The organism is Fusobacterium ulcerans ATCC 49185 (assembly GCF_900683735.1).
GTDB classification, from domain to species: domain Bacteria; phylum Fusobacteriota; class Fusobacteriia; order Fusobacteriales; family Fusobacteriaceae; genus Fusobacterium_A; species Fusobacterium_A ulcerans_A.
Window position 1 is genome coordinate 3,385,154 of sequence record NZ_LR215979.1, and the last position, 21,271, is coordinate 3,406,424.

Annotated in this window: 32 protein-coding genes and 7 tRNA genes; 37 read left to right on the forward strand and 2 right to left on the reverse strand. The window is 32.4% G+C overall.

The window, feature by feature from the left end; translation table 11 throughout:
* The first annotated feature begins 2 nt into the window (after positions 1–2).
* From E0E45_RS15170 to E0E45_RS15195, 6 genes are read left to right on the forward strand one after another with little or no spacing between them, the layout of a single operon-like run.
* Positions 3–833 (forward strand): nitrilase-related carbon-nitrogen hydrolase, encoded by an 831-nt coding sequence (locus E0E45_RS15170; RefSeq protein ID WP_130891938.1) that lies wholly within the window; start codon positions 3–5, stop codon positions 831–833.
* Between the two features lie 12 nt (positions 834–845).
* Positions 846–2,090: a hypothetical protein gene (locus E0E45_RS15175; protein ID WP_130891939.1), complete on the forward strand. Its 1,245-nt coding sequence runs from the start codon at positions 846–848 to the stop codon at positions 2,088–2,090.
* On the forward strand, positions 2,087–3,508 hold the full coding sequence (cysS, locus tag E0E45_RS15180; RefSeq protein WP_130891940.1) for a cysteine--tRNA ligase: 1,422 nt from the start codon (positions 2,087–2,089) through the stop codon (positions 3,506–3,508). Before E0E45_RS15175 ends, cysS begins: the two co-directional genes overlap by 4 nt.
* Positions 3,496–3,876 (forward strand): ribonuclease III domain-containing protein, encoded by a 381-nt coding sequence (locus E0E45_RS15185; RefSeq protein ID WP_130891941.1) that lies wholly within the window; start codon positions 3,496–3,498, stop codon positions 3,874–3,876. Before cysS ends, E0E45_RS15185 begins: the two co-directional genes overlap by 13 nt.
* Positions 3,876–4,907: a rod shape-determining protein gene (locus E0E45_RS15190; RefSeq protein WP_130892365.1), complete on the forward strand. Its 1,032-nt coding sequence runs from the start codon at positions 3,876–3,878 to the stop codon at positions 4,905–4,907. The genes E0E45_RS15185 and E0E45_RS15190 overlap by 1 nt, the downstream gene beginning before the upstream one ends.
* A complete protein-coding gene (locus E0E45_RS15195; protein ID WP_130891942.1) occupies positions 4,907–5,812 on the forward strand; it encodes an ATPase in 906 nt (301 codons plus the stop codon). The genes E0E45_RS15190 and E0E45_RS15195 overlap by 1 nt, the downstream gene beginning before the upstream one ends.
* A gap of 400 nt (positions 5,813–6,212) precedes the next feature.
* Here the strand turns inward: E0E45_RS15195 and E0E45_RS18110 are convergent, their stop codons facing one another.
* Positions 6,213–6,365: a transposase gene (locus tag E0E45_RS18110; RefSeq protein WP_130892366.1), complete on the reverse strand. Its 153-nt coding sequence runs from the start codon at positions 6,363–6,365 to the stop codon at positions 6,213–6,215.
* 77 nt (positions 6,366–6,442) lie between these two features.
* Positions 6,443–6,640: a transposase gene (locus E0E45_RS18115; protein ID WP_130892367.1), complete on the reverse strand. Its 198-nt coding sequence runs from the start codon at positions 6,638–6,640 to the stop codon at positions 6,443–6,445.
* Positions 6,641–6,898: 258 nt separating this feature from the next.
* On the opposite strand from E0E45_RS18115, the gene E0E45_RS15210 reads away from it, so the two are divergent.
* The 31 genes from E0E45_RS15210 to rplR all read left to right on the forward strand — a co-directional run bounded on the left by E0E45_RS15210 (position 6,899) and on the right by rplR (position 21,250).
* Positions 6,899–6,974: transfer RNA gene (locus E0E45_RS15210), tRNA-Val, on the forward strand.
* Between the two features lie 7 nt (positions 6,975–6,981).
* Positions 6,982–7,058, forward strand: a tRNA-Asp gene (locus E0E45_RS15215).
* 26 nt (positions 7,059–7,084) lie between these two features.
* Positions 7,085–7,160: transfer RNA gene (locus E0E45_RS15220), tRNA-Phe, on the forward strand.
* A 15-nt stretch (positions 7,161–7,175) separates the two neighbouring features.
* A tRNA-Cys gene (locus tag E0E45_RS15225) sits at positions 7,176–7,249 on the forward strand.
* 196 nt (positions 7,250–7,445) lie between these two features.
* Entirely contained in the window at positions 7,446–8,417 is a 972-nt protein-coding gene (locus E0E45_RS15230; protein ID WP_130891943.1) for a gluconeogenesis factor YvcK family protein, read from the forward strand.
* The gene (locus E0E45_RS15235; protein WP_130891944.1) at positions 8,410–9,258 is read left to right on the forward strand and encodes a radical SAM protein; all 849 of its coding nucleotides are present in this window, start codon (positions 8,410–8,412) and stop codon (positions 9,256–9,258) included. Before E0E45_RS15230 ends, E0E45_RS15235 begins: the two co-directional genes overlap by 8 nt.
* Before the next feature lie 135 nt (positions 9,259–9,393).
* Positions 9,394–9,469: transfer RNA gene (locus E0E45_RS15240), tRNA-Thr, on the forward strand.
* An 8-nt stretch (positions 9,470–9,477) separates the two neighbouring features.
* Positions 9,478–9,552, forward strand: a tRNA-Glu gene (locus E0E45_RS15245).
* An 18-nt stretch (positions 9,553–9,570) separates the two neighbouring features.
* Positions 9,571–9,655, forward strand: a tRNA-Tyr gene (locus E0E45_RS15250).
* Between the two features lie 123 nt (positions 9,656–9,778).
* Positions 9,779–10,963 carry an elongation factor Tu gene (gene tuf / locus E0E45_RS15255; RefSeq protein WP_096401451.1) on the forward strand — a complete coding sequence of 395 codons (1,185 nt, stop codon included), beginning with the start codon at positions 9,779–9,781 and terminating at the stop codon, positions 10,961–10,963.
* A 166-nt stretch (positions 10,964–11,129) separates the two neighbouring features.
* On the forward strand, positions 11,130–11,858 hold the full coding sequence (locus tag E0E45_RS15260) for a hypothetical protein (RefSeq protein ID WP_130891945.1): 729 nt from the start codon (positions 11,130–11,132) through the stop codon (positions 11,856–11,858).
* 170 nt (positions 11,859–12,028) lie between these two features.
* Positions 12,029–12,181 (forward strand): hypothetical protein, encoded by a 153-nt coding sequence (locus E0E45_RS17965; RefSeq protein WP_232044132.1) that lies wholly within the window; start codon positions 12,029–12,031, stop codon positions 12,179–12,181.
* A gap of 170 nt (positions 12,182–12,351) precedes the next feature.
* On the forward strand, positions 12,352–12,726 hold the full coding sequence (locus tag E0E45_RS15270; RefSeq protein WP_130891946.1) for a hypothetical protein: 375 nt from the start codon (positions 12,352–12,354) through the stop codon (positions 12,724–12,726).
* Between the two features lie 244 nt (positions 12,727–12,970).
* A complete protein-coding gene (rpsJ, locus tag E0E45_RS15275; protein WP_005950298.1) occupies positions 12,971–13,282 on the forward strand; it encodes a 30S ribosomal protein S10 in 312 nt (103 codons plus the stop codon).
* 190 nt (positions 13,283–13,472) lie between these two features.
* Positions 13,473–14,099, forward strand: coding sequence for a 50S ribosomal protein L3 (gene rplC / locus E0E45_RS15280; RefSeq protein WP_005950301.1), 627 nt, complete (start codon positions 13,473–13,475; stop codon positions 14,097–14,099).
* A gap of 30 nt (positions 14,100–14,129) precedes the next feature.
* Complete coding sequence (rplD, locus tag E0E45_RS15285; RefSeq protein WP_005982422.1) at positions 14,130–14,762, forward strand: 50S ribosomal protein L4; 633 nt, start codon at positions 14,130–14,132, stop codon at positions 14,760–14,762.
* On the forward strand, positions 14,762–15,049 hold the full coding sequence (gene rplW, locus E0E45_RS15290; protein ID WP_005982423.1) for a 50S ribosomal protein L23: 288 nt from the start codon (positions 14,762–14,764) through the stop codon (positions 15,047–15,049). Before rplD ends, rplW begins: the two co-directional genes overlap by 1 nt.
* Positions 15,050–15,103: 54 nt before the next feature.
* On the forward strand, positions 15,104–15,934 hold the full coding sequence (rplB, locus tag E0E45_RS15295) for a 50S ribosomal protein L2 (RefSeq protein WP_130891947.1): 831 nt from the start codon (positions 15,104–15,106) through the stop codon (positions 15,932–15,934).
* Between the two features lie 24 nt (positions 15,935–15,958).
* The gene (gene rpsS / locus E0E45_RS15300; RefSeq protein ID WP_005950307.1) at positions 15,959–16,237 is read left to right on the forward strand and encodes a 30S ribosomal protein S19; all 279 of its coding nucleotides are present in this window, start codon (positions 15,959–15,961) and stop codon (positions 16,235–16,237) included.
* A gap of 52 nt (positions 16,238–16,289) precedes the next feature.
* Positions 16,290–16,622 (forward strand): 50S ribosomal protein L22, encoded by a 333-nt coding sequence (rplV, locus tag E0E45_RS15305; RefSeq protein WP_005982424.1) that lies wholly within the window; start codon positions 16,290–16,292, stop codon positions 16,620–16,622.
* 17 nt (positions 16,623–16,639) lie between these two features.
* A complete protein-coding gene (gene rpsC / locus E0E45_RS15310; protein WP_005982425.1) occupies positions 16,640–17,296 on the forward strand; it encodes a 30S ribosomal protein S3 in 657 nt (218 codons plus the stop codon).
* 2 nt (positions 17,297–17,298) lie between these two features.
* Positions 17,299–17,721, forward strand: coding sequence for a 50S ribosomal protein L16 (rplP, locus tag E0E45_RS15315; protein WP_005950314.1), 423 nt, complete (start codon positions 17,299–17,301; stop codon positions 17,719–17,721).
* A complete protein-coding gene (gene rpmC / locus E0E45_RS15320; RefSeq protein WP_005885895.1) occupies positions 17,721–17,903 on the forward strand; it encodes a 50S ribosomal protein L29 in 183 nt (60 codons plus the stop codon). Before rplP ends, rpmC begins: the two co-directional genes overlap by 1 nt.
* A 50-nt stretch (positions 17,904–17,953) precedes the next feature.
* The gene (gene rpsQ / locus E0E45_RS15325) at positions 17,954–18,205 is read left to right on the forward strand and encodes a 30S ribosomal protein S17 (RefSeq protein ID WP_005982426.1); all 252 of its coding nucleotides are present in this window, start codon (positions 17,954–17,956) and stop codon (positions 18,203–18,205) included.
* A 30-nt stretch (positions 18,206–18,235) separates the two neighbouring features.
* Positions 18,236–18,604 carry a 50S ribosomal protein L14 gene (gene rplN / locus E0E45_RS15330; RefSeq protein WP_005950319.1) on the forward strand — a complete coding sequence of 123 codons (369 nt, stop codon included), beginning with the start codon at positions 18,236–18,238 and terminating at the stop codon, positions 18,602–18,604.
* 21 nt (positions 18,605–18,625) lie between these two features.
* Positions 18,626–18,967, forward strand: coding sequence for a 50S ribosomal protein L24 (rplX, locus tag E0E45_RS15335; protein ID WP_118006822.1), 342 nt, complete (start codon positions 18,626–18,628; stop codon positions 18,965–18,967).
* A gap of 18 nt (positions 18,968–18,985) precedes the next feature.
* Complete coding sequence (gene rplE / locus E0E45_RS15340; RefSeq protein ID WP_118006821.1) at positions 18,986–19,537, forward strand: 50S ribosomal protein L5; 552 nt, start codon at positions 18,986–18,988, stop codon at positions 19,535–19,537.
* Positions 19,538–19,559: 22 nt separating this feature from the next.
* The gene (gene rpsN, locus E0E45_RS15345; RefSeq protein ID WP_005950325.1) at positions 19,560–19,847 is read left to right on the forward strand and encodes a 30S ribosomal protein S14; all 288 of its coding nucleotides are present in this window, start codon (positions 19,560–19,562) and stop codon (positions 19,845–19,847) included.
* 26 nt (positions 19,848–19,873) lie between these two features.
* Entirely contained in the window at positions 19,874–20,269 is a 396-nt protein-coding gene (gene rpsH / locus E0E45_RS15350; protein ID WP_005950327.1) for a 30S ribosomal protein S8, read from the forward strand.
* A 25-nt stretch (positions 20,270–20,294) separates the two neighbouring features.
* Complete coding sequence (gene rplF / locus E0E45_RS15355) at positions 20,295–20,852, forward strand: 50S ribosomal protein L6 (RefSeq protein ID WP_130891948.1); 558 nt, start codon at positions 20,295–20,297, stop codon at positions 20,850–20,852.
* Between the two features lie 29 nt (positions 20,853–20,881).
* Entirely contained in the window at positions 20,882–21,250 is a 369-nt protein-coding gene (gene rplR / locus E0E45_RS15360) for a 50S ribosomal protein L18 (RefSeq protein ID WP_005982431.1), read from the forward strand.
* Positions 21,251–21,271 lie beyond the last annotated feature (21 nt).

A 21,271-nucleotide genomic window follows, 5' to 3' on the forward strand; every position in this document is an offset into this window, starting at 1 on the left:
CTATGAATATTCGTATTGAGCAGATGAAACCTGTATTGGGAAATACAGAGCAAAACTTATTGAAAATGGTAGAGTTAATTGAAAAGGGAATAGAAGCTGGAGATGATATCATAGTGTTTCCTGAATTGGCATTAAATGGATATATGTTGGAGGATATAGTTTTTGAAACAGCTATGAAAAATGTTCCAGAAATACTATTGGAGAAAAGTAAAGAGATAAGTATAATATTTGGTATGGCAGAGCTGGGAGAAGAGGAATATCCATATAATACAGCTTACTATCTGGAAGATGGGAGGATCATATATAAGCATAGAAAAGTTTACCTTCCTGATTATGGAATGTTTTCTGAAGGAAGATACTTTGCAGAGGGAGAAAAAATAAGAGCATTTAATACAAAGTTTGGAAGAATGGGAATGCTTATATGTGAAGATGCTTGGCACCAGTCAGCTCACTACATTCTTGCACAAGATGGAGCTAAGTATATATTCTCTATAGCTAATGCTCCTGCCAGACTTGGAATGAATAAAACTTCTGTATCAGCTACATGGAAAGCTTTATTAAAGAGCAGTTCTATATCTAATGGAATATTTAATATAATGACAAATAGAGTAGGAGTTGAAGATGGAGTGACATTCTTTGGAAACTCTGCTGTAATAGATCCAGCTGGAGAAATTATAAAAGAAGCAGAATATTTTAAAGAGGAAACTTTATGTTGTTGTATTAATCCATGTTGTATAAGAAGAGTAAGAACAAGTGCTCCAGTATTCAAGGCTGAAAAGCTTGATTTAACTATCAGAGAGTTAAAAAGAATACAGGAAAATAGATTTGAATAAGGAGAAGAGCTTATGAAAAAAAGATATATACTGCTTTTGGTTGTAGTTATTTTTATTGGTTTTCTAGTGGGATATAGATTTGGATATAAAGTATCTCCAAGAGATTTTATAGCAGAAGATACAAAAATAATATATGCAAATGAAGGTATATCAGATAAAAATTTTAAAGGGATAACACCTCTGATAAATGCAGTTGAAAAAGAAGTAGATTATAAGAAATTTGAGGAAATAAAAAAATATATTTCAAAAATATATGCTTTTTCTGATTCGGATTTTTATAATAAAGATATAAAAAGTGCAGTAGTTGTAGATACAGGATACTGGTATTTCTTTATATTGAAAGATAGTGTAAAATACTTTGATAAAGATGGAGAATTTTATAGACTGAAAAGCAAATATATGGAAAAATATGGTTTAAAAAAAGATGTATATATGTCTTTCTATAGAGGTCTGATAATTTTTTCTGAAAATAAATCGGTTTTGAAAAAAATAATTAACAAAAAAGGAATTTATAATGCTAAAATAGAAAATATAATAGATGAAACTAGAGATAATCTTCTTGGAACTCTTATATATAATAATACAAAAACTAAAGATCTTGGTATAGAAGTAATATCTCTTACAGGAACTATAGATAAAAATACAGTAAAGTTACAAGGTAAGATTACTGGAGATAAAGATATATTTTCTACATTTAATGAGCAGCCAGAAGAGAGAAAATTATTGAAATATACTGGAAAAAATATTTTGTATCTTTCAATGAAAGATTTTTCGAAACTTGAAAAACTCATCTTTAATTCATATACACTTGGAAATAACAAAGATTTGATACTTGCTATGTGGCAGGGATTTATTGGAGCAAAACCATCAGAACTTCTTAGAGAAATAGATGGAGAGATAATAGCTGACAGTAATAATGCAACAGTAATGATACCTTTAAAAGATGCTGAAAAAGTGAGAAAAGCTTTAAGTATATTCAGAACAGAAGATGGATATCGTATTTCAAACAGAGCAAGATTATTCTTTAAAGATGAAAATACACTTATTTATGGAAAAGATAGTTTTGTAGAAAATGTTCAGCCAGCAGCATTAGTAAGGGGACAATTCCTATATGGTTCTTTAGATATTTACAGTAATTTTGGTATAGAGGAATTGAAAGGAACAGATTTGAACATAACAGGAATCGGAAGTGAAATAATTTTTGAAGCAGAAACTGATTCTAAAAATATAGAAAAACTATTAAGGAGGATAAAATGATAAAGATATATAACACACTCAGTGGAAAAGTTGACGAATTTAAACCTGTAAAAGAAGGGGAAGTGTCAATGTATGTCTGCGGGCCTACAGTATATAACTATATTCATATTGGAAATGCAAGACCAGCTATTTTCTTTGATACAGTAAGAAGATATTTTGAATATAGAGGTTATAAAGTGAAGTATGTACAGAACTTTACTGATGTAGATGATAAAATGATAAGAAAAGCTAATGAAGAGGGAGTTTCTCTTAAGGATATAGCTGAAAAATATATAAAAGCATATTTTGAAGATACTTCAAAAGTAAACTTAAAAGAATCTGGAATGATAAGACCTAAAGCTACTGAACATATTGGAGATATGATAGAAATAATTCAAAATCTTATAGAAAAAGGATATGCTTATGAAGCTGAAGGAGATGTATACTTCAATGTAGAAAAATACAAAGATGGATATGGAGCTCTTTCTAAACAAAATGTAGATGATCTTAAAAGTGGAGCAAGAATTGAAGTGGCAGATATAAAAAAATCTCCTGTGGACTTTGCTCTTTGGAAAGCTGCAAAAGAAGGAGAGCCAAGCTGGGAATCTCCTTGGGGAAAAGGCAGACCAGGATGGCATATAGAATGTTCAGCAATGTCTCATAAATATCTAGGAGATACTTTTGATATACATGGTGGAGGACAGGATTTAATATTCCCACACCATGAGAATGAAATAGCACAATCTAAATGTTCTTGTGGAGGAGAGTTCGCAAGATACTGGATGCATAATGGATACATCAATATCAATGGAGAAAAAATGTCTAAGTCAGGAACATTTATGCTTCTTAGACAAGTGCTGGATCAATTTGAAGGAAGAGTAATAAGATTATTCATACTTGGAGCTCATTATAGAAAACCTATGGATTTCTCTAACTATGAATTAAATCAAGCTAAATCATCATTAGAAAGAATAGAAAATGCTCTATTAAGGGCTAAAGATGCATTGGCAGTAGTTACAAAAGAGGGTGGAGCAGACTGTGCTGAACTGGCAGAAGTGCTTAAATCTTCAAGTGAAAAATTTGTAACTGCTATGGATGATGACTTTAATACTGCACAAGGACTTGGAGCTATATTTGAACTTATTAAAGAATTGAACAAAGCTCTTGAAGGAGATAAGCTAAGTGCAAAAGGAAAAGAAACTGTAAAAGAAACTGTGGACTATGTAGTTAATATAATGCAGGAAGTTTTAGGTGTTATACTTAAACTTGATAATGAAGTTGGAAATCTGACTTCTGAGCTTGTTGAATTTATTCTTGAATTAAGAAGAGAAGCAAGAGCTGACAAAAATTGGGCTATGTCTGATAAAATTAGAGATAGACTAGCAGAGATAGGTATAAAAATCAAAGATGGAAAGGATACAACTACATGGAGCATGTAGATTTAAAGGAAACAAGTGGAGTAGTGCTGGCATACCTTGGAGATGCTGTCTGGGAACTCTGTATAAGGAAATATTGGATAAGTAAAGGATTGAATCTCCAAAATCTCAATAAAAGAGTTAAGGAGTGTGTCAATGCCAAAAGACAGAGTGTATTGTACAAGGAGATAGTTCCCCTAGTAGAGGAGAAATATCAGATGCTGGGGAACAGAGCAAAAAATGGGAATATAAAGACATTTCCTAAATCATGCTCAGTTTTGGAGTATAAGGAAGCAACAGCTTTTGAAGCACTTATAGCTGGATTTTATGTTGATGGAAGAGAAGACTTGATTGAATTAGCAATAAAAAAATGTATAGAGGGTGAAAAGTGATGAAATTATTCCCAAGTTTTAGATTGAATAGAAGTATAGGAATCGATTTAGGAACAGCAAATACGCTGGTTTATAGTAAAAAGCATAAAAAAATAGTTTTAAATGAACCATCAGTAGTAGCAGTGGAAAGAGAAAGCAGAAAAGTATTAGCAGTAGGAAATGAAGCTAAAGAAATGCTTGGAAAAACTCCAGATACTATTGTAGCTGTAAAACCTCTTAGTGAAGGAGTTATAGCTGACTATGACATCACTGAAGCTATGATAAAATATTTTATTAAAAAGGTTTTTGGATCATATAATTTTATTATGCCTGAAATAATGATATGTGTCCCTATAGATGTAACAGGAGTAGAAAAAAGAGCTGTATTGGAAGCTGCTATATCTGCTGGAGCAAAGAGAGCATATCTTATAGAAGAAGCAAGGGCAGCAGCTCTTGGTTCAGGACTTGATATATCTGTACCTGAAGGAAATATGATAATAGATATTGGAGGGGGTTCTACTGATGTAGCTGTTATCTCTCTAGGAGGAACAGTAGTAAGTAAGACTATAAGAACAGCTGGAAATAACTTCGATAATGATATAATAAAATATGTAAAGAAAACTCATAATCTTCTTATAGGGGATAAGACAGCTGAGGAAATAAAAATAAGAATAGGAACAGCTTTACCTTTAGATGAAGATGAAAAAATGACTATTAAAGGTAGAGATCTTATAATAGGACTTCCTAAAACAGTGGAAATAACTTCAGAAGAAGTAAGAGAAGCTATAAATGATTCTCTTATGGAAGTTGTAGATTGTGTAAAGTATGTCCTTGAAAGAACCCCTCCTGAACTTGCAGCAGATATAGTTGATAAAGGGATAGTTATGGCTGGAGGAGGTTCTCTTATTAGAAACTTCCCAGAGATGATAGCTAAATATACTAACCTTAATGTAAGACTGGCTGAAAATCCTCTTGAAAGTGTAGTAAAAGGTGCTGGATTGGCTCTTGATCAGTTAAATATTCTTAGAAAGATAGAAAAGGCTGAAAGATAATGATAAAAGATATTGTTTCTAATGAAGAGGTTAAAACTTTTTTTAGAAATGAACTTAAAGCAGGAAAAAAATCAGGAACATATCTTTTTTATGGAAGTGACACTGATCAATTAATGGAGTTTGCTCTTTATTTTACTAAGGGGTTATGCTGTGAAACTCTGGAAGGGGACTTTTGCAATACATGCAGTACATGTAGAAAAATAGATAAACTTATTTATAGTGATTTGGAAGTGCTGAACGATCCAAGCGGAATAAAAGTAGATGCTGTAAGAGAACTTGCATATAAGTCTTCATCAAGTTCTTATGAAGGTGGAAGAAAGATATTTATACTGAAAGATATACAAAAAATGAAAAAAGAGGCAGGGAACTCTCTTTTAAAACTTATAGAGGAACCTAATGAAGGAAGTTTTTTTCTTCTTCTCAGCAGCAGTCTGAATATACTTCCTACGATAAAATCAAGAAGTATATTGGTAAAGATAAAGAAGAGAAATGCAGAAGAATTAGATGTAGACGATTTTACATATTCATTCTATATGGGAAATAGTGAAGATATAAAAGGTTTTAAAGAATCAGAACTGGATTTAAATAAATCTGAGTTTTATGGAAACATAGGGAATTTTTTAAAGAAATATACTGAAACTAAGGAACTTGAATATAAGACAGGAATATATAAATGCATAAGGGACTTTATTAAAGGAAAATACTATATATCACCTCAGGAAAAAATATTCTTTGTAGAGGAGATAATGAGAGGAACCTCAGATAAAGAGATATATCGAAAAATCATAGAATACACTATCTATGTATTAGGAGATATAAAAGGTTTGGAGGAAAGGCTTACTCTGAAGGGAATGTTGAGGTATCCCATCAATATGAAACTTGTGCTTCTTGAACTGTTTTTATAGTTGAGGAAAGTATAAAAAAATGAAGTGAAAATTAAGATAAGTATTATGAAAGAAAAGAAAAATCTGATATATTAAAGGTAGAGATAAAAGATTTCAAAAAATGTCAAAAAACTATACGGGTGAGATATGGTTTGAGAAAATATGAAGTCTTTAATTCATGGAGATGAACTTTTAGGAAAGATAATGCCATAGGTGCAATGAAAAATTTCAATGAGGTTAAAAGTTGAATTACGCTTATTGCATATAAAAAGATTAACTCCATAAGTCTTAAAAATTTTTTGAGCCCATGTAATTTTAGGAATGAAAATTCATGGGTTTTTTTAATATTAGAATTTCTAGAATAAATACCAAATCTCCTAACCATTTTAAAATTAGAAGGATAAATATGAGCAAATAGCCTTCAAATGAATGTAGTGATATCAAGAGAAAGTAAAATTTTGTTTTTAGAGTCAGGATTTTTAAACCAAAATTTAACAATGGAAGAATTTAAAAAAGTAATTCTATACTCAGAAATAGCAGGTCTGGCAAGATAACACCTAATATATTTAACTATTTATTTAGGATTGTTGATTAAATTATCGCTATTAACATAGATATCCATTAGGATATTTACGTTAAAAACAATATTTTTTAGAGGGATAGAATTATTTTTCTAGCAAAATCACTAAGGATATCTAAAGTACATTTTTGCCAAGAAGCTCTTAAAACTTCCCAAGGTAGGGATTTAAAAGAAATCCAATTATTATTGGAGTCAACCTCTATGGTAAATATGCAGTGAATATGAGGATTCCAAGAAATATATCTAGCAAAAGTATTAATAACACAAATGTTGCCATAATGTTCAACACCAAATTTATTAAAATTATATTATTTAATCATACTTTCAGCAATATCAAGGTTAAACGAAAGATTTCTTAAATTATAGGTAAATTCAGAAGAAAAAATATATTTTTTTATAAAATGAAGATAATGAAAGCATATATATAAATAACAAAATAATTAGATATATTACTGAATAAACTCTAATAACTTAAATTGCTTTATTGAATAAAATGAGGTATTATAATTAAGCACAGTTAAAGAAATGGTCGCATAGCTCAGTTGGGAGAGCACCTGCCTTACAAGCAGGGGGTCATAGGTTCAAGTCCTATTGTGACCACCATTATGCTGGGGGTGTAGCTCAGTTGGTTAGAGCGCCTGCCTGTCACGCAGGAGGTCGCGAGTTCGACCCTCGTCACTCCCGCCATTTTTATTTCTTACTGATTGTTAAATGCCCAGATAGCTCAGTCGGTAGAGCAGGGGACTGAAAATCCCCGTGTCGGTGGTTCGATTCCGCCTCTGGGCACCACTAAAATTTTATAGTGGCGACGTCGCCAAGCGGTAAGGCAGAGGTCTGCAAAATCTCCACCACCAGTTCAAATCTGGTCGTCGCCTCCAAGTGAGGATAAGAGCAATCATAATTGGTTGCTTTTTTTATTTTTTGTATTATAAGTTTTTATTGCAATATTTAGAAAAATGACCTTAAAGATTACTGTAAACACTGAAATATATGGAAAATATTTGGAATAAATTAGGTTGCTTTTTTTCTATTTTCGAGAGATAATTAACTAAGAAACAGTGGGAGGTACTTGATATGGATAAGAAACCCAAAGTTGTTGTTATAGGGGGAGGAAGCGGTATTTCAGTAGTATTGAGAGGCTTGAAATATCTTCCAGTAGACCTGACAGCCATAGTGACTGTGGCAGATGATGGGGGAAGCAGCGGACTTTTGAGAGAAGAGTTTGATGTTCCTGCTCCTGGAGATCTTAGGAATGTAATGGTAGCATTGAGCGATGTAGAACCTTTAATAGAAGAGGTGTTTCAATATAGATTTAAAAAAGATAGTTTTTTAGAGGGACATCCATTGGGAAATCTTTTGATAATAGCCATGAAAGAACTTACAGGAGATATAAGAAGCGCAGTGGATAATCTTAGAAAACTGTTTAATATAAAAGGAAAGATACTTCCAGCAACAAGTGAAAAAGTTATCCTTATGGCTGAAAAAGAAAATGGAAAGATAATAGAAGGAGAATCAAATATTCCAGTTGTAGGAGAAAAGATAAAAAGAGTATTCTATAAAGAATCAGTAGAAGCACCAGAAGAAAATCTTAAAGCTTTAGAAGATGCAGATCTTGTAATATTCGGAATAGGAAGCTTGTATACAAGCATTATCCCTAATCTTCTTTTAGATGGAATAAAGGAAAGTCTAAAAAAATGCAGAGGAAAAAGGATATACATATGTAATGCTATGCAACAGCCAGGAGAAACAGAGGGATATACAGTTTCAGATCATATAAAAGCTATAAATGAAAACGTTGAGGAAGGAATAATCAATGAAGTTATTGTTGATTCAAGAGAAATTCCAAAGGAAATCCTTGAAAGATATAGAATGATGAATAGTGATAGGGTAACACTGGACAGAGATAAATTAGAAGAATGCAGAATAAAAATAATAGATAGAGATATATTGGAAATAGACTCTAAGGGAATGGTAAGACATCATCCTTACAAACTTGCAGCAACTATTTATTCTCTAATTGAAAATTGGGAGGAATTTTATGTATAAATATGTTTTTGGACCAGTACCATCTAGAAGATTAGGAATATCTTTAGGAGTGGATTTGGTAAAACCTAAAAGCTGTAATATGAATTGTGTATTTTGTGAGTGTGGAGTTACTCCAAAGCTTGCAGAACAAAGAGAAAGTTTTAAAGATATAAAAGAGGTAGAAAATGAGATACAATCGGTTTTAAAAGATGTAAAACCTGATTATATAACATTTTCTGGAAGTGGAGAACCTACTCTTAGCAAAGATTTAGGAGAAATAATCAATTGGATAAAAGATAATACAGATGTGAATGTTTGTCTAATTACTAATAGTCTTCTTTTAAATAATGATGAAGTTATAAAAGAAGTACAAAGAGCAGATCTTATAATTCCAACATTAAATAGTGTAGATGATGAGATATTTCATAAGATAAACAGACCTTCAAAGGATATTCATGTATCCATGCTTATGTCAGGACTGAAAAAGCTTTCAGCTTCATATAATGGAAAAGTTTTTTTAGAAACTTTTATAATAGAAGGATTAAATGACAGCGAAGATCATATAAAAAGAATGGCTGAATTTTTGAAAACTATAAGGTTTACTAAAATACAGCTTAATTCTTTGGCCAGAAGAGGAGCTGAAAGTTGGGTAAAACCAGCTTCTATAGAAGCACTCAATAATGTAAAAAGAATATTTGCAGAAAATGGAATTGAAAATGTAGAAATAGTAAAAGAGCTTTCAGAAAGAAAAGAAAAAATTGAAATGGAAGAAGATTTAATAGAAAATATGAAATCAATAAGAGAATATAGTGAAGAAGAAATGGAAAAAATTTTTAAAATTAAGAATGATGAAAAGCATTGAAAATGTTAAGGTTGTAGCATGTGATGAAAATAATTGAAAAAAATAAGAAAAAAAAGTTTGACAAAAAATGAAAAATATTGTAATATAACAAATGTCCGAGAGAACAAGTAGGACACCAAAACAATGATATGAAATGCCGCTTTAGCTCATCTGGTAGAGCAACTGACTTGTAATCAGTAGGTGATTGGTTCGATTCCGATAAGCGGCACCATATATGATGCCCCGTTCGTTCAGTGGTAAGGACATCAGATTTTCACTCTGGCAACAGGGGTTCGATTCCCCTACGGGGTACCACTTAACAATATAATAATCGGTGAGGTTCCCGAGCGGCCAAAGGGATCAGACTGTAAATCTGACGGCTCTGCCTTCGAAGGTTCGAATCCTTCCCTCACCACCATTATTACTACACTAGAATGCAAAAGCATATTGTGTGGATTTTTTTTTAATAAATAGTGCAATATATTAAGTAATACAATATAAACTTAAAATAATAAATGAGATATTTCGGAGGTAAGAAAGAATGGCTAAGGCAAAATTCGAAAGAAGCAAACCCCATGTAAACATTGGAACAATTGGACACGTTGACCACGGAAAAACAACTACAACAGCAGCTATTTCTAAAGTTTTATCAGACTTAGGACTAGCTCAAAAAGTTGATTTTGATAAAATCGACGTAGCTCCAGAAGAAAGAGAAAGAGGAATCACAATCAACACAGCTCACATTGAGTATGAAACAGAAAAAAGACACTACGCACACGTTGACTGTCCAGGACATGCTGACTATGTAAAAAACATGATCACAGGAGCAGCTCAAATGGATGGAGCTATTCTAGTTGTATCAGCAGCAGATGGACCTATGCCACAAACAAGAGAGCACATCCTACTATCAAGACAGGTTGGAGTTCCATATATCGTAGTATATTTAAATAAAGCAGATATGGTAGACGATCCAGAATTACTAGAACTAGTAGAAATGGAAGTAAGAGAATTACTAACAGAGTATGGATTCCCAGGAGATGACATTCCAGTAATAACAGGATCATCACTAGGAGCATTAAATGGAGAACAAAAATGGGTAGATCAAATAATGGCGCTAATGAACGCAGTAGATGAGTATATTCCAACTCCAGAAAGAGCAGTAGATCAACCATTCTTGATGCCAATAGAAGACGTGTTCACAATAACAGGAAGAGGAACAGTTGTAACAGGAAGAGTAGAAAGAGGAATAGTAAAAGTAGGAGAAGAATTAGAAATAATAGGAATCAAACCTACAGCAAAGACAACATGTACAGGAGTAGAAATGTTTAGAAAACTACTTGATCAAGGTCAAGCAGGAGATAACATAGGAGCTCTATTAAGAGGAACTAAAAAAGAAGATGTAGAAAGAGGACAAGTACTAGCAAAACCAGGATCAATCCTACCACATACAGGATTTAGATCAGAAGTATATGTATTGACAAAAGAAGAGGGAGGAAGACATACACCATTCTTCTCAGGATACAGACCACAATTCTACTTCAGAACTACAGATATAACAGGAGCAGTAACATTACCAGAAGGAGTAGAAATGGTAATGCCAGGAGATAACATAGAAATGAGAGTAGAATTAATCCACCCAATCGCAATGGAAACAGGATTAAGATTCGCAATCAGAGAAGGTGGAAGAACAGTAGCTTCTGGTGTAGTTGCTGAAATTACTAAATAGTTAGCTAAATCCAAAAATCAAAATATTGAGATCAGCTTTATGCTGGTCTCTTTTTTTATCTATAAAAATACAACATAATGACTAATTGGTCAAAAATATTGACTAACTAGTCAAAGAGGTATATAATTAAGAATTATAGAAAATATCGTAAACAGAGGTAAAAAATATGCTGGATAAAAATATAGATAAAGTAAAAGACAAGGTAATAAATATTTTGAGAAAGAGATATAAGGATTTGGATATAAAAAAAGAAAATCTAATTCTGCTGCATAAAGGACAATTTGCTAATGCTACAGTTTTTAGATATTGTGATGCCAAAATAGATCTTACAATAAAGGATTTTTCTGGTTCACCATGGCTGATAAAGAATATTTTTGGAAGACTTGCTGTTAACATTGAAGGAAAAACTTTGAAAAAACTTGAGGGAAATAAATCTGTAACTAAACAAGTGAAGTTTCTTTCTCCATATACTTTGTCTTTTGCATATATAAAGGGAAAACCTTTAAAAAAATGCGATAATATCCCAAGAGAATTTTTCATTACTTTGGAAAAAAATGTCAAAAAAATGCATGAAAAGGAAATAGTTCATTTAGATCTGAGGAATTTAGGGAATATAATAATGGGAGAAAATAATTATCCTTATATAATAGATTTCCAATCATGTATCTCTACCAAATATCTACCTAAAAAATTAAAAAAAATTTTAAGAAAAGTAGATATATCAGGAGTGTATAAGTGTTGGGAAAACAGATGTTCAGAGCCTATTGATGAAAAAAGAAAAAAATTTCTCAATAGATTTAAAGAAATAAGAAAAATGTGGGTATTAAAAGGATATCCATTAATGAGAATTTTAAAAAAAATCAAAGCTAAACTTTCTTATAAACATTCATTTTAAAATAATTTCTTTGAAAAAGATAGATTCTGGGTTATAATTCAACGTAATAAAAACAGAATAAAGTTTTTTAAAAATTGAAAGGAAGAAAGTTTAATGAAAAAAAGAGAGGATGGTCTATTTACTACTATTGCTATAATAGTTGGGATAATTATTGGATCAGGGTTTTTAAAGTGACAATATCTTTATATATACTGAGTGGAAGTTTAATAAAAGGAATATTAGTATTTTCAATGGCAGCAGTTGGAATAATATCTGGGAGTTTTTCTATAAGTATATTGGCTTCTAAAACTATAAAAGCTGAATGTATTTCTCTTTTTTTATAAAAGATTAATTTTAATATTAAAAATAATATAATATATAAAGAATAAAAGCAAGAAAAGTGAAATGAAAAGAAGAAAATAAGTATTTAAAGTATTACATAAATTAAGTAAAAAATTTTTTGAATATGATAAAAGTAAGATACTACTAAAAATATGAGCATCAGGAGGAAAATATGAAAAAACCATTTTTTATGAGAGGGATTGGATTAATAATTGTAATAGCAGCAGTTTTAAAACTTTTGGCAGGAATAACAGTTCTTCTCTTTCCATTGAATATAGAAGAAGTTCCAAAGATAAATTTATATGGAAACTTGATATTTTCAGGAGAATATATATTTGGAAGTCTTTTATATATTCTCTCAGGAGTGTTTTTGATTATGGGGAAGAAAAGAGCAAGAGAGATATTTCTTTTCAGCATAATATTTTCTCTTGGAATAACTCTTCTTCCAGGAATGATAATAACTGTAGAAGAGATGGTGATTTTTGTAATATTTTCCATTTTGCTTTATATAGTAAAAAGTGTACGAGAGTATTTTTCAAAAATTTAATATAAAATATTAAAAAATATCTAAAAAAAATTATGAGAAAAAATTAAAAAATATGTTTTTGAAGGAAAAAAATCTAAAAAAATATTGTAAAACTATGAATTGAAGTAACGTTGAGAAAATTATAAAAAAATATCTAAAAATTTCAAAAAAAGCTTTGCTTTTTCTTATAACTATGATATAATCCTTAGAGTGTATAAGGATATTTGATCCTTAAAGATGATTTTGAAGGAGGTGTAAAGAATAGATGGCTTCTAACAAATTAAGAATCTACTTAAAGGCTTATGACCACACTTTATTAGATCAATCAGCTAAAAGAATAGCGGAGGTTGCTAAAAAGTCTGGAGCAGAGATTGCAGGACCTATGCCATTACCTACTAAAATTAAAAAGTACACTGTTTTAAGATCAGTGCATGTAAACAAGGATTCAAGAGAACAATTTGAAATGAGAGTACACAGAAGAATGGTAGAAATTAATAATTCTACACAAAAGACAATCGCTTCGTTAACAGCAGTTAACTTGCCAGCTGGTGTCGGAATAGAAATCAAACAAATCTAATTGATTGATGATTTCTTTAAAAAGCACTCACGGTTTTAATTCGGGTAATTTGATTGTGCTTGATAAGATGGTTATCGAAATCCAAATTATCCTTACAGAATAATACAAGTTGACGCTTTTTTTAAAGCTAGACAGTAGAACCACGAGGTCAAGTTGTCAACCAATATATTATTTGATGGAGGTAAAAACAATGTCAGGAATTTTAGCAAAAAAAATTGGAATGACTCAAATATTTGAGGATGGAAAATTCATTCCAGTAACAGTTGTTGAAGCGGGTCCTAACTATGTTCTTCAAAAGAAGACTGTAGAAAATGATGGATATACAGCTCTACAATTAGGATTTGATGAGAAAAAGGAAAAAAACACTACTAAACCAATTATGGGAATCTTCAAGAAAGCAGGAGTTAATCCTCAAAGATTTGTAAAAGAATTAAGAGTGGATTCTGTTGAAGGTTTTGAACTTGGACAAGAAATCAAAGCTGATGTCTTAGCTGAAGTAGAGTATGTAGATATTACTGGTACTTCAAAAGGTAAAGGTACAGCAGGGGTTATGAAGAGACATAACTTCGGTGGAAACAGAGCGTCTCACGGGGTTTCTAGAAACCACAGACTTGGAGGATCTATCGGAATGTCATCTTGGCCAGGAAAAGTTCTTAAAGGTAAAAGAATGGCTGGACAATACGGAAATGCAACTGTAACTGTTCAAAACTTAAAAGTAGTGAAAGTAGATGTTGAAAACAATCTACTATTGATCAAAGGTGCAGTACCTGGATCAAAAAACAGTTATATAGTAGTTAAACCAGCAGTAAAAAAATAATAGGTTAGTAGATGTGGAAGGAGGAAAATAATGGCAGTTTTAAACATATATGACTTGACAGGAACTCAAACTGGAACTGTTGAAGTTAAAGATACAGTGTTTGGGATTGAACCTAATCAAGCAGTACTTCATGAAGTATTGACTGCAGAATTAGCAGCTGCTAGACAAGGAACTGCAGCTACTAAGACTAGAGCAATGGTTAGAGGAGGGGGAAGAAAACCTTTCAAACAAAAAGGAACTGGTAGAGCAAGACAAGGTACTATCAGAGCTCCACATATGGTAGGAGGAGGAGTTACATTTGGTCCTCACCCAAGATCATATGAGAAAAAAGTTAATAAAAAAGTAAGAAACCTAGCTCTAAGATCAGCTTTATCAGCTAAAGTAGCTAATGGAGATATCCTTGTACTTGATGGTACAATTGATACACCAAAAACAAAAACAATAATAGCTTTAACAAATGCAGTAAATGCAACTACAAAGCAATTATTCGTAGTAAATGATCTTGCTGAACAAGCAGATTACAACTTATACTTATCAGTAAGAAACCTTGAAAATGCAGTTGTATTACAACCAAATGAAATTGGTGTATACTGGCTTCTAAAACAAGAAAAAGTAATTCTTACTAAAGAGGCACTAACTACAATAGAGGAGGTGCTTGGATAATGACATCATATGATATAGTAAAGAAACCTGTAATAACTGAAAAAACTGAAACACTTAGAAGAGAGTACAACAAGTACACTTTCGAAGTGAGTCCAAAAGCTAACAAGATTCAAATCAAAAAAGCGATTGAGGAATTATTTAATGTAAAGGTTGAAACAGTATCTACTCTTAACAGCAAACCTGTTACTAAAAGACATGGAATGAAACTTTACAAAACTCAAGCTAAAAAGAAGGCAATCGTTAAATTAGCTCAAGGAAATACAATAACTTACTTTAAAGAAGTATAAAATACTGTAAAACGGCTAAAGATATATATAGGTCTAAACGGAGGTTAAGCAAAAATGGCTATTAGAAAAATGAAAGCAATGACTAATGGAACAAGACACATGTCTAGATTAGTCAATGAAGATTTAGATAATGTAAGACCTGAAAAGTCTTTAACTGTACCTTTAAAATCTGCTTATGGTAGAGACAACTATGGACATAGAACTTGTAGAGACAGACAAAAAGGACACAAAAGACTTTACAGAATTATCGACTTCAAAAGAAACAAATTAGATGTACCTGCTAGAGTAGAATCTATCGAGTACGATCCAAATAGAACTGCTAATATAGCTCTTTTATTCTATGTAGATGGAGAGAAAAGATATATACTAGCACCTAAAGGATTAAAAAAGGGCGACATGGTTATGGCAGGATCTCAAGCTGAGATTAAACCAGGAAACGCACTAAAAATAAAAGACATGCCAGTAGGGGTTCAAATTCATAATGTTGAACTACAAAGAGGAAAGGGTGGACAATTAGTAAGATCTGCAGGAACAGCAGCAAGACTTGTTGCTAAAGAAGGAACTTACTGTCACATAGAATTACCATCAGGAGAACTTAGATTAATCCATGGTGAATGTATGGCAACTATCGGAGAAGTAGGAAACTCTGAACATAGCTTAGTCCAAATCGGTAAAGCTGGAAGAAACAGAAATATGGGTAAAAGACCTCATGTAAGAGGATCTGTAATGAACCCTGTTGATCACCCTCATGGAGGAGGAGAAGGTAAGAGTCCAGTAGGTAGAAAATCTCCTTTAACACCTTGGGGTAAACCAGCAATGGGTGTTAAAACTAGAGGTAAGAAAACTACAGATAAATTTATCGTAAGAAGAAGAAACGATAAATAATTTTCGAGAGGAGGTTAATAGGTAATGGCTAGATCATTAAAAAAAGGACCTTTCTGTGACCACCACTTAATGAAGAAAGTTGAAGATGCAGTTGCAACTGAAAACTTGAAAGCAGTAATTAAAACTTGGTCAAGAAGATCTACTATATTCCCTAATTTCATTGGAATCACTTTTGGTGTGTACAATGGTAAGAAGCACATACCTGTTCATGTAACTGAGCAAATGGTTGGACACAAACTAGGTGAGTTTGCACCAACTAGAACTTACTACGGACACGGTGTGGATAAAAAGAAGAAAAAATAATAATATAAAATACTAAATTTTATTGATGTATGATATAAAGGAGGTTGGACTAGTGGAAGCTAGAGCAATAACTAGATTCGTAAGATTGTCTCCTAGAAAAGCTAGGTTAGTAGCTGACTTAGTAAGAGGAAAATCAGCGCTAGAAGCATTAGATATTCTAGAGTTTACAAACAAAAAAGCAGCTAGAATAATAAAGAAAACATTAGCATCAGCTGTTGCTAATGCAACTAACAACTTCAAGATGGATGAAGATAAGTTAGTAGTTTCAACAATAATGATTAATGATGGACCAGCTCTTAAAAGAATAATGCCTAGAGCTATGGGAAGAGCGGATATAATCAGAAAACCAACAGCTCACATTGTAGTGGCAGTTTCTGAAAAGTAGTTTAAGGAGGTAAGACTGTGGGACAAAAAGTAGACCCTAGAGGACTAAGATTAGGAATAACAAGATCTTGGGATTCTAACTGGTATGCAGATAAGAAGGAATACGCTAAGTACTTCCATGAAGATGTAAAAATCAGAGAACTTATCAAGAAGAACTACTTCCATGCAGGGATATCGAAGGTAAAGATCGAAAGAACTTCTCCTTCTAATGTAGTTGTTCTTGTTTATACTGCAAAAGCAGGTATAATCATAGGAAGAAAAGGTGCTGAGATAGATAATCTTAGAGTATCACTTGAAAAATTAACTGGGAAAAAAGTAACAGTTAAAGTTCAAGAAGTAAAAGAATTCAACAAAGATGCTGTACTTGTTGCAGAAAATATTGCTACTTCAATTGAAAAAAGGGTAGCATATAAAAGAGCTGTAAGCCAAGCTATTATGAGAGCTATGAGAGCTGGAGCTAAAGGAATCAAAGTTATGGTTTCTGGAAGACTAAATGGAGCAGAAATTGCCAGAGCTGAATGGGTAGTTGAAGGTAAAGTTCCTTTACATACATTAAGAGCTGATATTGATTATGCAGTAGCAACAGCTCACACTACTTATGGAGCTCTAGGAATTAAAGTATGGGTTTTCCATGGTGAAGTTCTTCCAACTAAAAGGGAAGGAGGAGAAGCGTAGTCATGTTAATGCCAAAAAGAACAAAACATAGAAAAATGTTTAGAGGTAGAATGAAAGGTACTGCTCAAAGAGGAAATACTGTAGCATTCGGAGATTACGGACTACAAGCTCTTGAGCCACATTGGATTACTAATAGACAAATAGAATCATGTAGGGTTGCTATCAACAGAACTTTCAAAAGAGAAGGAAAAACTTTTATCAGAATATTCCCTGACAAACCAATCACAGCTAGACCAGCTGGAGTGAGAATGGGTAAAGGTAAAGGAAATGTTGAAGGTTGGGTAGCAGTTGTAAAACCTGGAAGAATCATGTTTGAGGTTTCAGGAGTAACTGAAGAAAGAGCATTAGTAGCTTTAAGAAAAGCTGCAATGAAACTTCCAATCAGTTGTAAAATCGTAAAAAAAGAGAATGGTGGTGAAAACTAATGAGAGCTAAGGAAATAAGAGAAATGTCTACTGAAGACTTAGTTGTTAAGTGTAAAGAGCTTAAGGAAGAATTATTCAACCTAAAGTTCCAACTTTCATTAGGTCAACTTACTAACACTGCTAAAATTAGAGAAGTTAGAAGAGAAATTGCTAGAATTAACACAATCTTAAATGAAAGATAATCTCGTTCAGTTTATAGATGTTTGATTCTTAGGAAGAGGAGGTTAATGTCTTGAGAAACGAAAGAAAAGTTAGAGAAGGAATAGTTGTTTCTGACAAGATGGATAAAACAATTGTTATTGCAATAGAAACAATGACTTTGCATCCTATCTATAAAAAGAGAGTAAAAAGTACTACTAAGTTTAAAGCTCACGATGAAAATAATGTAGCTCAAACTGGAGATAAAGTAAGAATTATGGAAACTAGACCATTATCGAGAGATAAAAGATGGAGACTAGTAGAGATTGTCGAGAAAGCTAGATAATTCCAATTATTGTGAGAGGAGGATATTTTAATGGTACAACAACAAACTATCCTTAATGTTGCTGACAACTCTGGAGCTAAGAAACTTATGATTATAAGAGTTCTTGGTGGATCTAAAAAAAGATTCGGAAGAATTGGTGACATCGTTGTCGCATCAGTTAAGGAAGCAATCCCTGGTGGAAACGTTAAAAAAGGTGACGTAGTAAAAGCTGTAATAGTAAGAACAAGAAAAGAATTAAGAAGAGAAGATGGATCATATATAAAATTTGATGATAACGCAGGAGTTATAATCAATACAAATAATGAACCAAAAGCAACAAGAATATTTGGACCAGTTGCAAGAGAGCTAAGAGCTAAAAACTTTATGAAAATAGTATCTCTAGCTCCTGAAGTAATCTAATAAGAGAGGAGGCTAATAGTCGTGGCTAAACCTAAGATCAAATTTGTACCTGAATCATTACATGTAAAGACTGGAGATTTAGTATATGTTATCTCTGGAAAAGACAAAGGTAAAACAGGTAAAGTTGTAAAAGTATTCCCAAGTAAAGGGAAAGTAGTAGTTGAAGGAATAAACATGATTACTAAACATATGAAGCCAACTCCAATAAACCCACAAGGTGGAGTTGTAACTAAGGAAGCTGCTATATTTTCATCAAAAGTTATGCTTTTCGATGAAAAAGCAGGTAAACCTACAAGAGTTGGTCATAAAATAGTAGATGGTAAAAAAGTAAGATACTCTAAAGTATCTGGAGAAGTTCTATAAGAAGGGAGGAAAACGTAAGTGTCTAAATACGTTTCTAGATATCACAAATTGTATAACGATGTTATAGTTCCAGCTCTTATGAAAGACTTAGGAATCAATAACATTATGGAATGTCCAAAACTAGAAAAAATAATTGTAAACATGGGAGTAGGAGAAGCTACTCAAAATGTGAAATTAATAGATGCAGCTATGGGTGATTTAACTATCATCTCTGGACAAAAACCACTAGTAAGAAAAGCTAAAAAATCTGAAGCTGGATTTAAGTTAAGAGAAGGAATGCCAATCGGAGCAAAAGTTACTTTAAGAAAAGAGAGAATGTATGACTTTTTAGATAGATTAGTTAATGTAGTTCTTCCAAGAGTAAGAGACTTCGAAGGAGTTCCAGCTGACGCATTTGATGGAAGAGGAAACTACTCTCTAGGATTAAGAGATCAATTAGTTTTCCCTGAAATTGAATTCGATAAAGTTGATAAACTTTTAGGAATGTCTATCACTATGGTTTCTTCTGCAAAAGATGACGAAGAAGGAAGAGCTTTACTTAAGGCGTTTGGAATGCCTTTCAAAAAGTAATAGTGAGGAGGGTAAGGAATAGATGGCAAAGAAGTCAATGATCGCTAGAGATGCGAAAAGAGCTGAACTATGTGATAAATATGCTGAAAAAAGAGCAGAACTTAAAAAGAGAGTTGCAGAGGGAGATATGGAAGCTATGTTTGAATTAAACAAACTTCCAAAAGACTCTTCAGCAGTTAGAAAAAGAAATAGATGTCAGTTAGACGGAAGACCAAGAGGATTCATGAGAGAATTTGGAATTTCAAGAGTAAAATTCAGACAGCTTGCAGGAGCTGGAGTTATACCAGGAGTTAAGAAATCATCTTGGTAATTTGATAGGAAGGAGGATTTTCGTAGATGTATTTAACAGATCCAATCGCTGATATGTTAACAAGAATCAGAAATGCAAATGCAGTAATGCATGAAAAAGTAGATATACCTCATTCAACTTTAAAAGACAAAATAGCTGAAATTCTTAAGGAAGAAGGTTACATTGCAAATTATAAAGTTGTTACTGATGGGAACAAAAAAAGTATAAGAGTGTACTTAAAATATGATGGTAAAGACAGAATTATCAAAGGAATCAAAAGAATTTCTAAACCAGGTAGAAGAGTGTATTCTTCAGTTGAAGATATGCCAAGAGTTTTATCAGGACTAGGAATTGCAATCGTATCCACTTCTAAGGGAATCGTTACTGACAGAGTAGCTAGAAGAGAAAACGTAGGTGGAGAAATACTTGCATTTGTTTGGTAATTAAAACTTAGGAGGTGTCTAGTAAATGTCAAGAGTAGGTAAAAAACCTATTGTTGTGCCTTCTGGAGTTGAAGTTACAGTTAATGGAAATGAAGTTACTGTAAAAGGTCCTAAAGGTACTTTAAAAAAAGAATTTAACAAAGAATTAGTAATAAAACATGCAAAAGAAGAAAAACATCATGAAAGTTTGAACGAAATCGTTATTGAAAGACCTAATGATTTACCAGAAGTTAGAGCTATACATGGAACAACTAGAGCTCTATTAAACAATATGGTAATAGGAGTTTCAGAAGGATTCAAGAAAACTTTAAACCTAGTAGGGGTTGGATACAGAGCTGCTGAAAAAGGAAAAGGATTAGAACTATCTTTAGGATATTCTCACCCTGTCATCATTGATGAGATTCCTGGAATCAAATTCACTGTAGAAAAAAATACTACTATTCATATTGAAGGAATTGAAAAAGAAGTAGTAGGTCAAGTAGCAGCTAATATTAGAGCTAAAAGACCACCTGAACCATACAAAGGAAAAGGTGTTAAATATTCTGATGAAGTTATTAGAAGAAAAGAAGGTAAAAAGTCGTAAGGTAGCTTAACTATAAGGAGGTAAGACAGTTGTTTAAGAAGGTAGATAGACAAGCTGTAAGAACAAGAAAGCATTTATCAATCAGAAATAAAATTTCTGGTACAGCTGATAGACCAAGACTTTCTGTATATAGATCAAACAACAATATCTTTGCTCAATTAATCGACGATGTGAATGGAGTAACATTAGTTTCTGCATCTACAATAGATAAAGAATTAAAAGCAAATATTGCAAATGGTGGAAATGTTGAAGCTGCAAAAACTGTTGGTAAAGCGCTTGCAGAAAGAGCAACAGGAAAAGGGATAACAGCTATAGTATTTGATAGATCTGGGTATAAATACACAGGAAGAATAGCCGCTCTTGCAGAAGCAGCTAGAGAAGCAGGATTAAGCTTCTAAATCTTTAGAGAGAGGAGGATT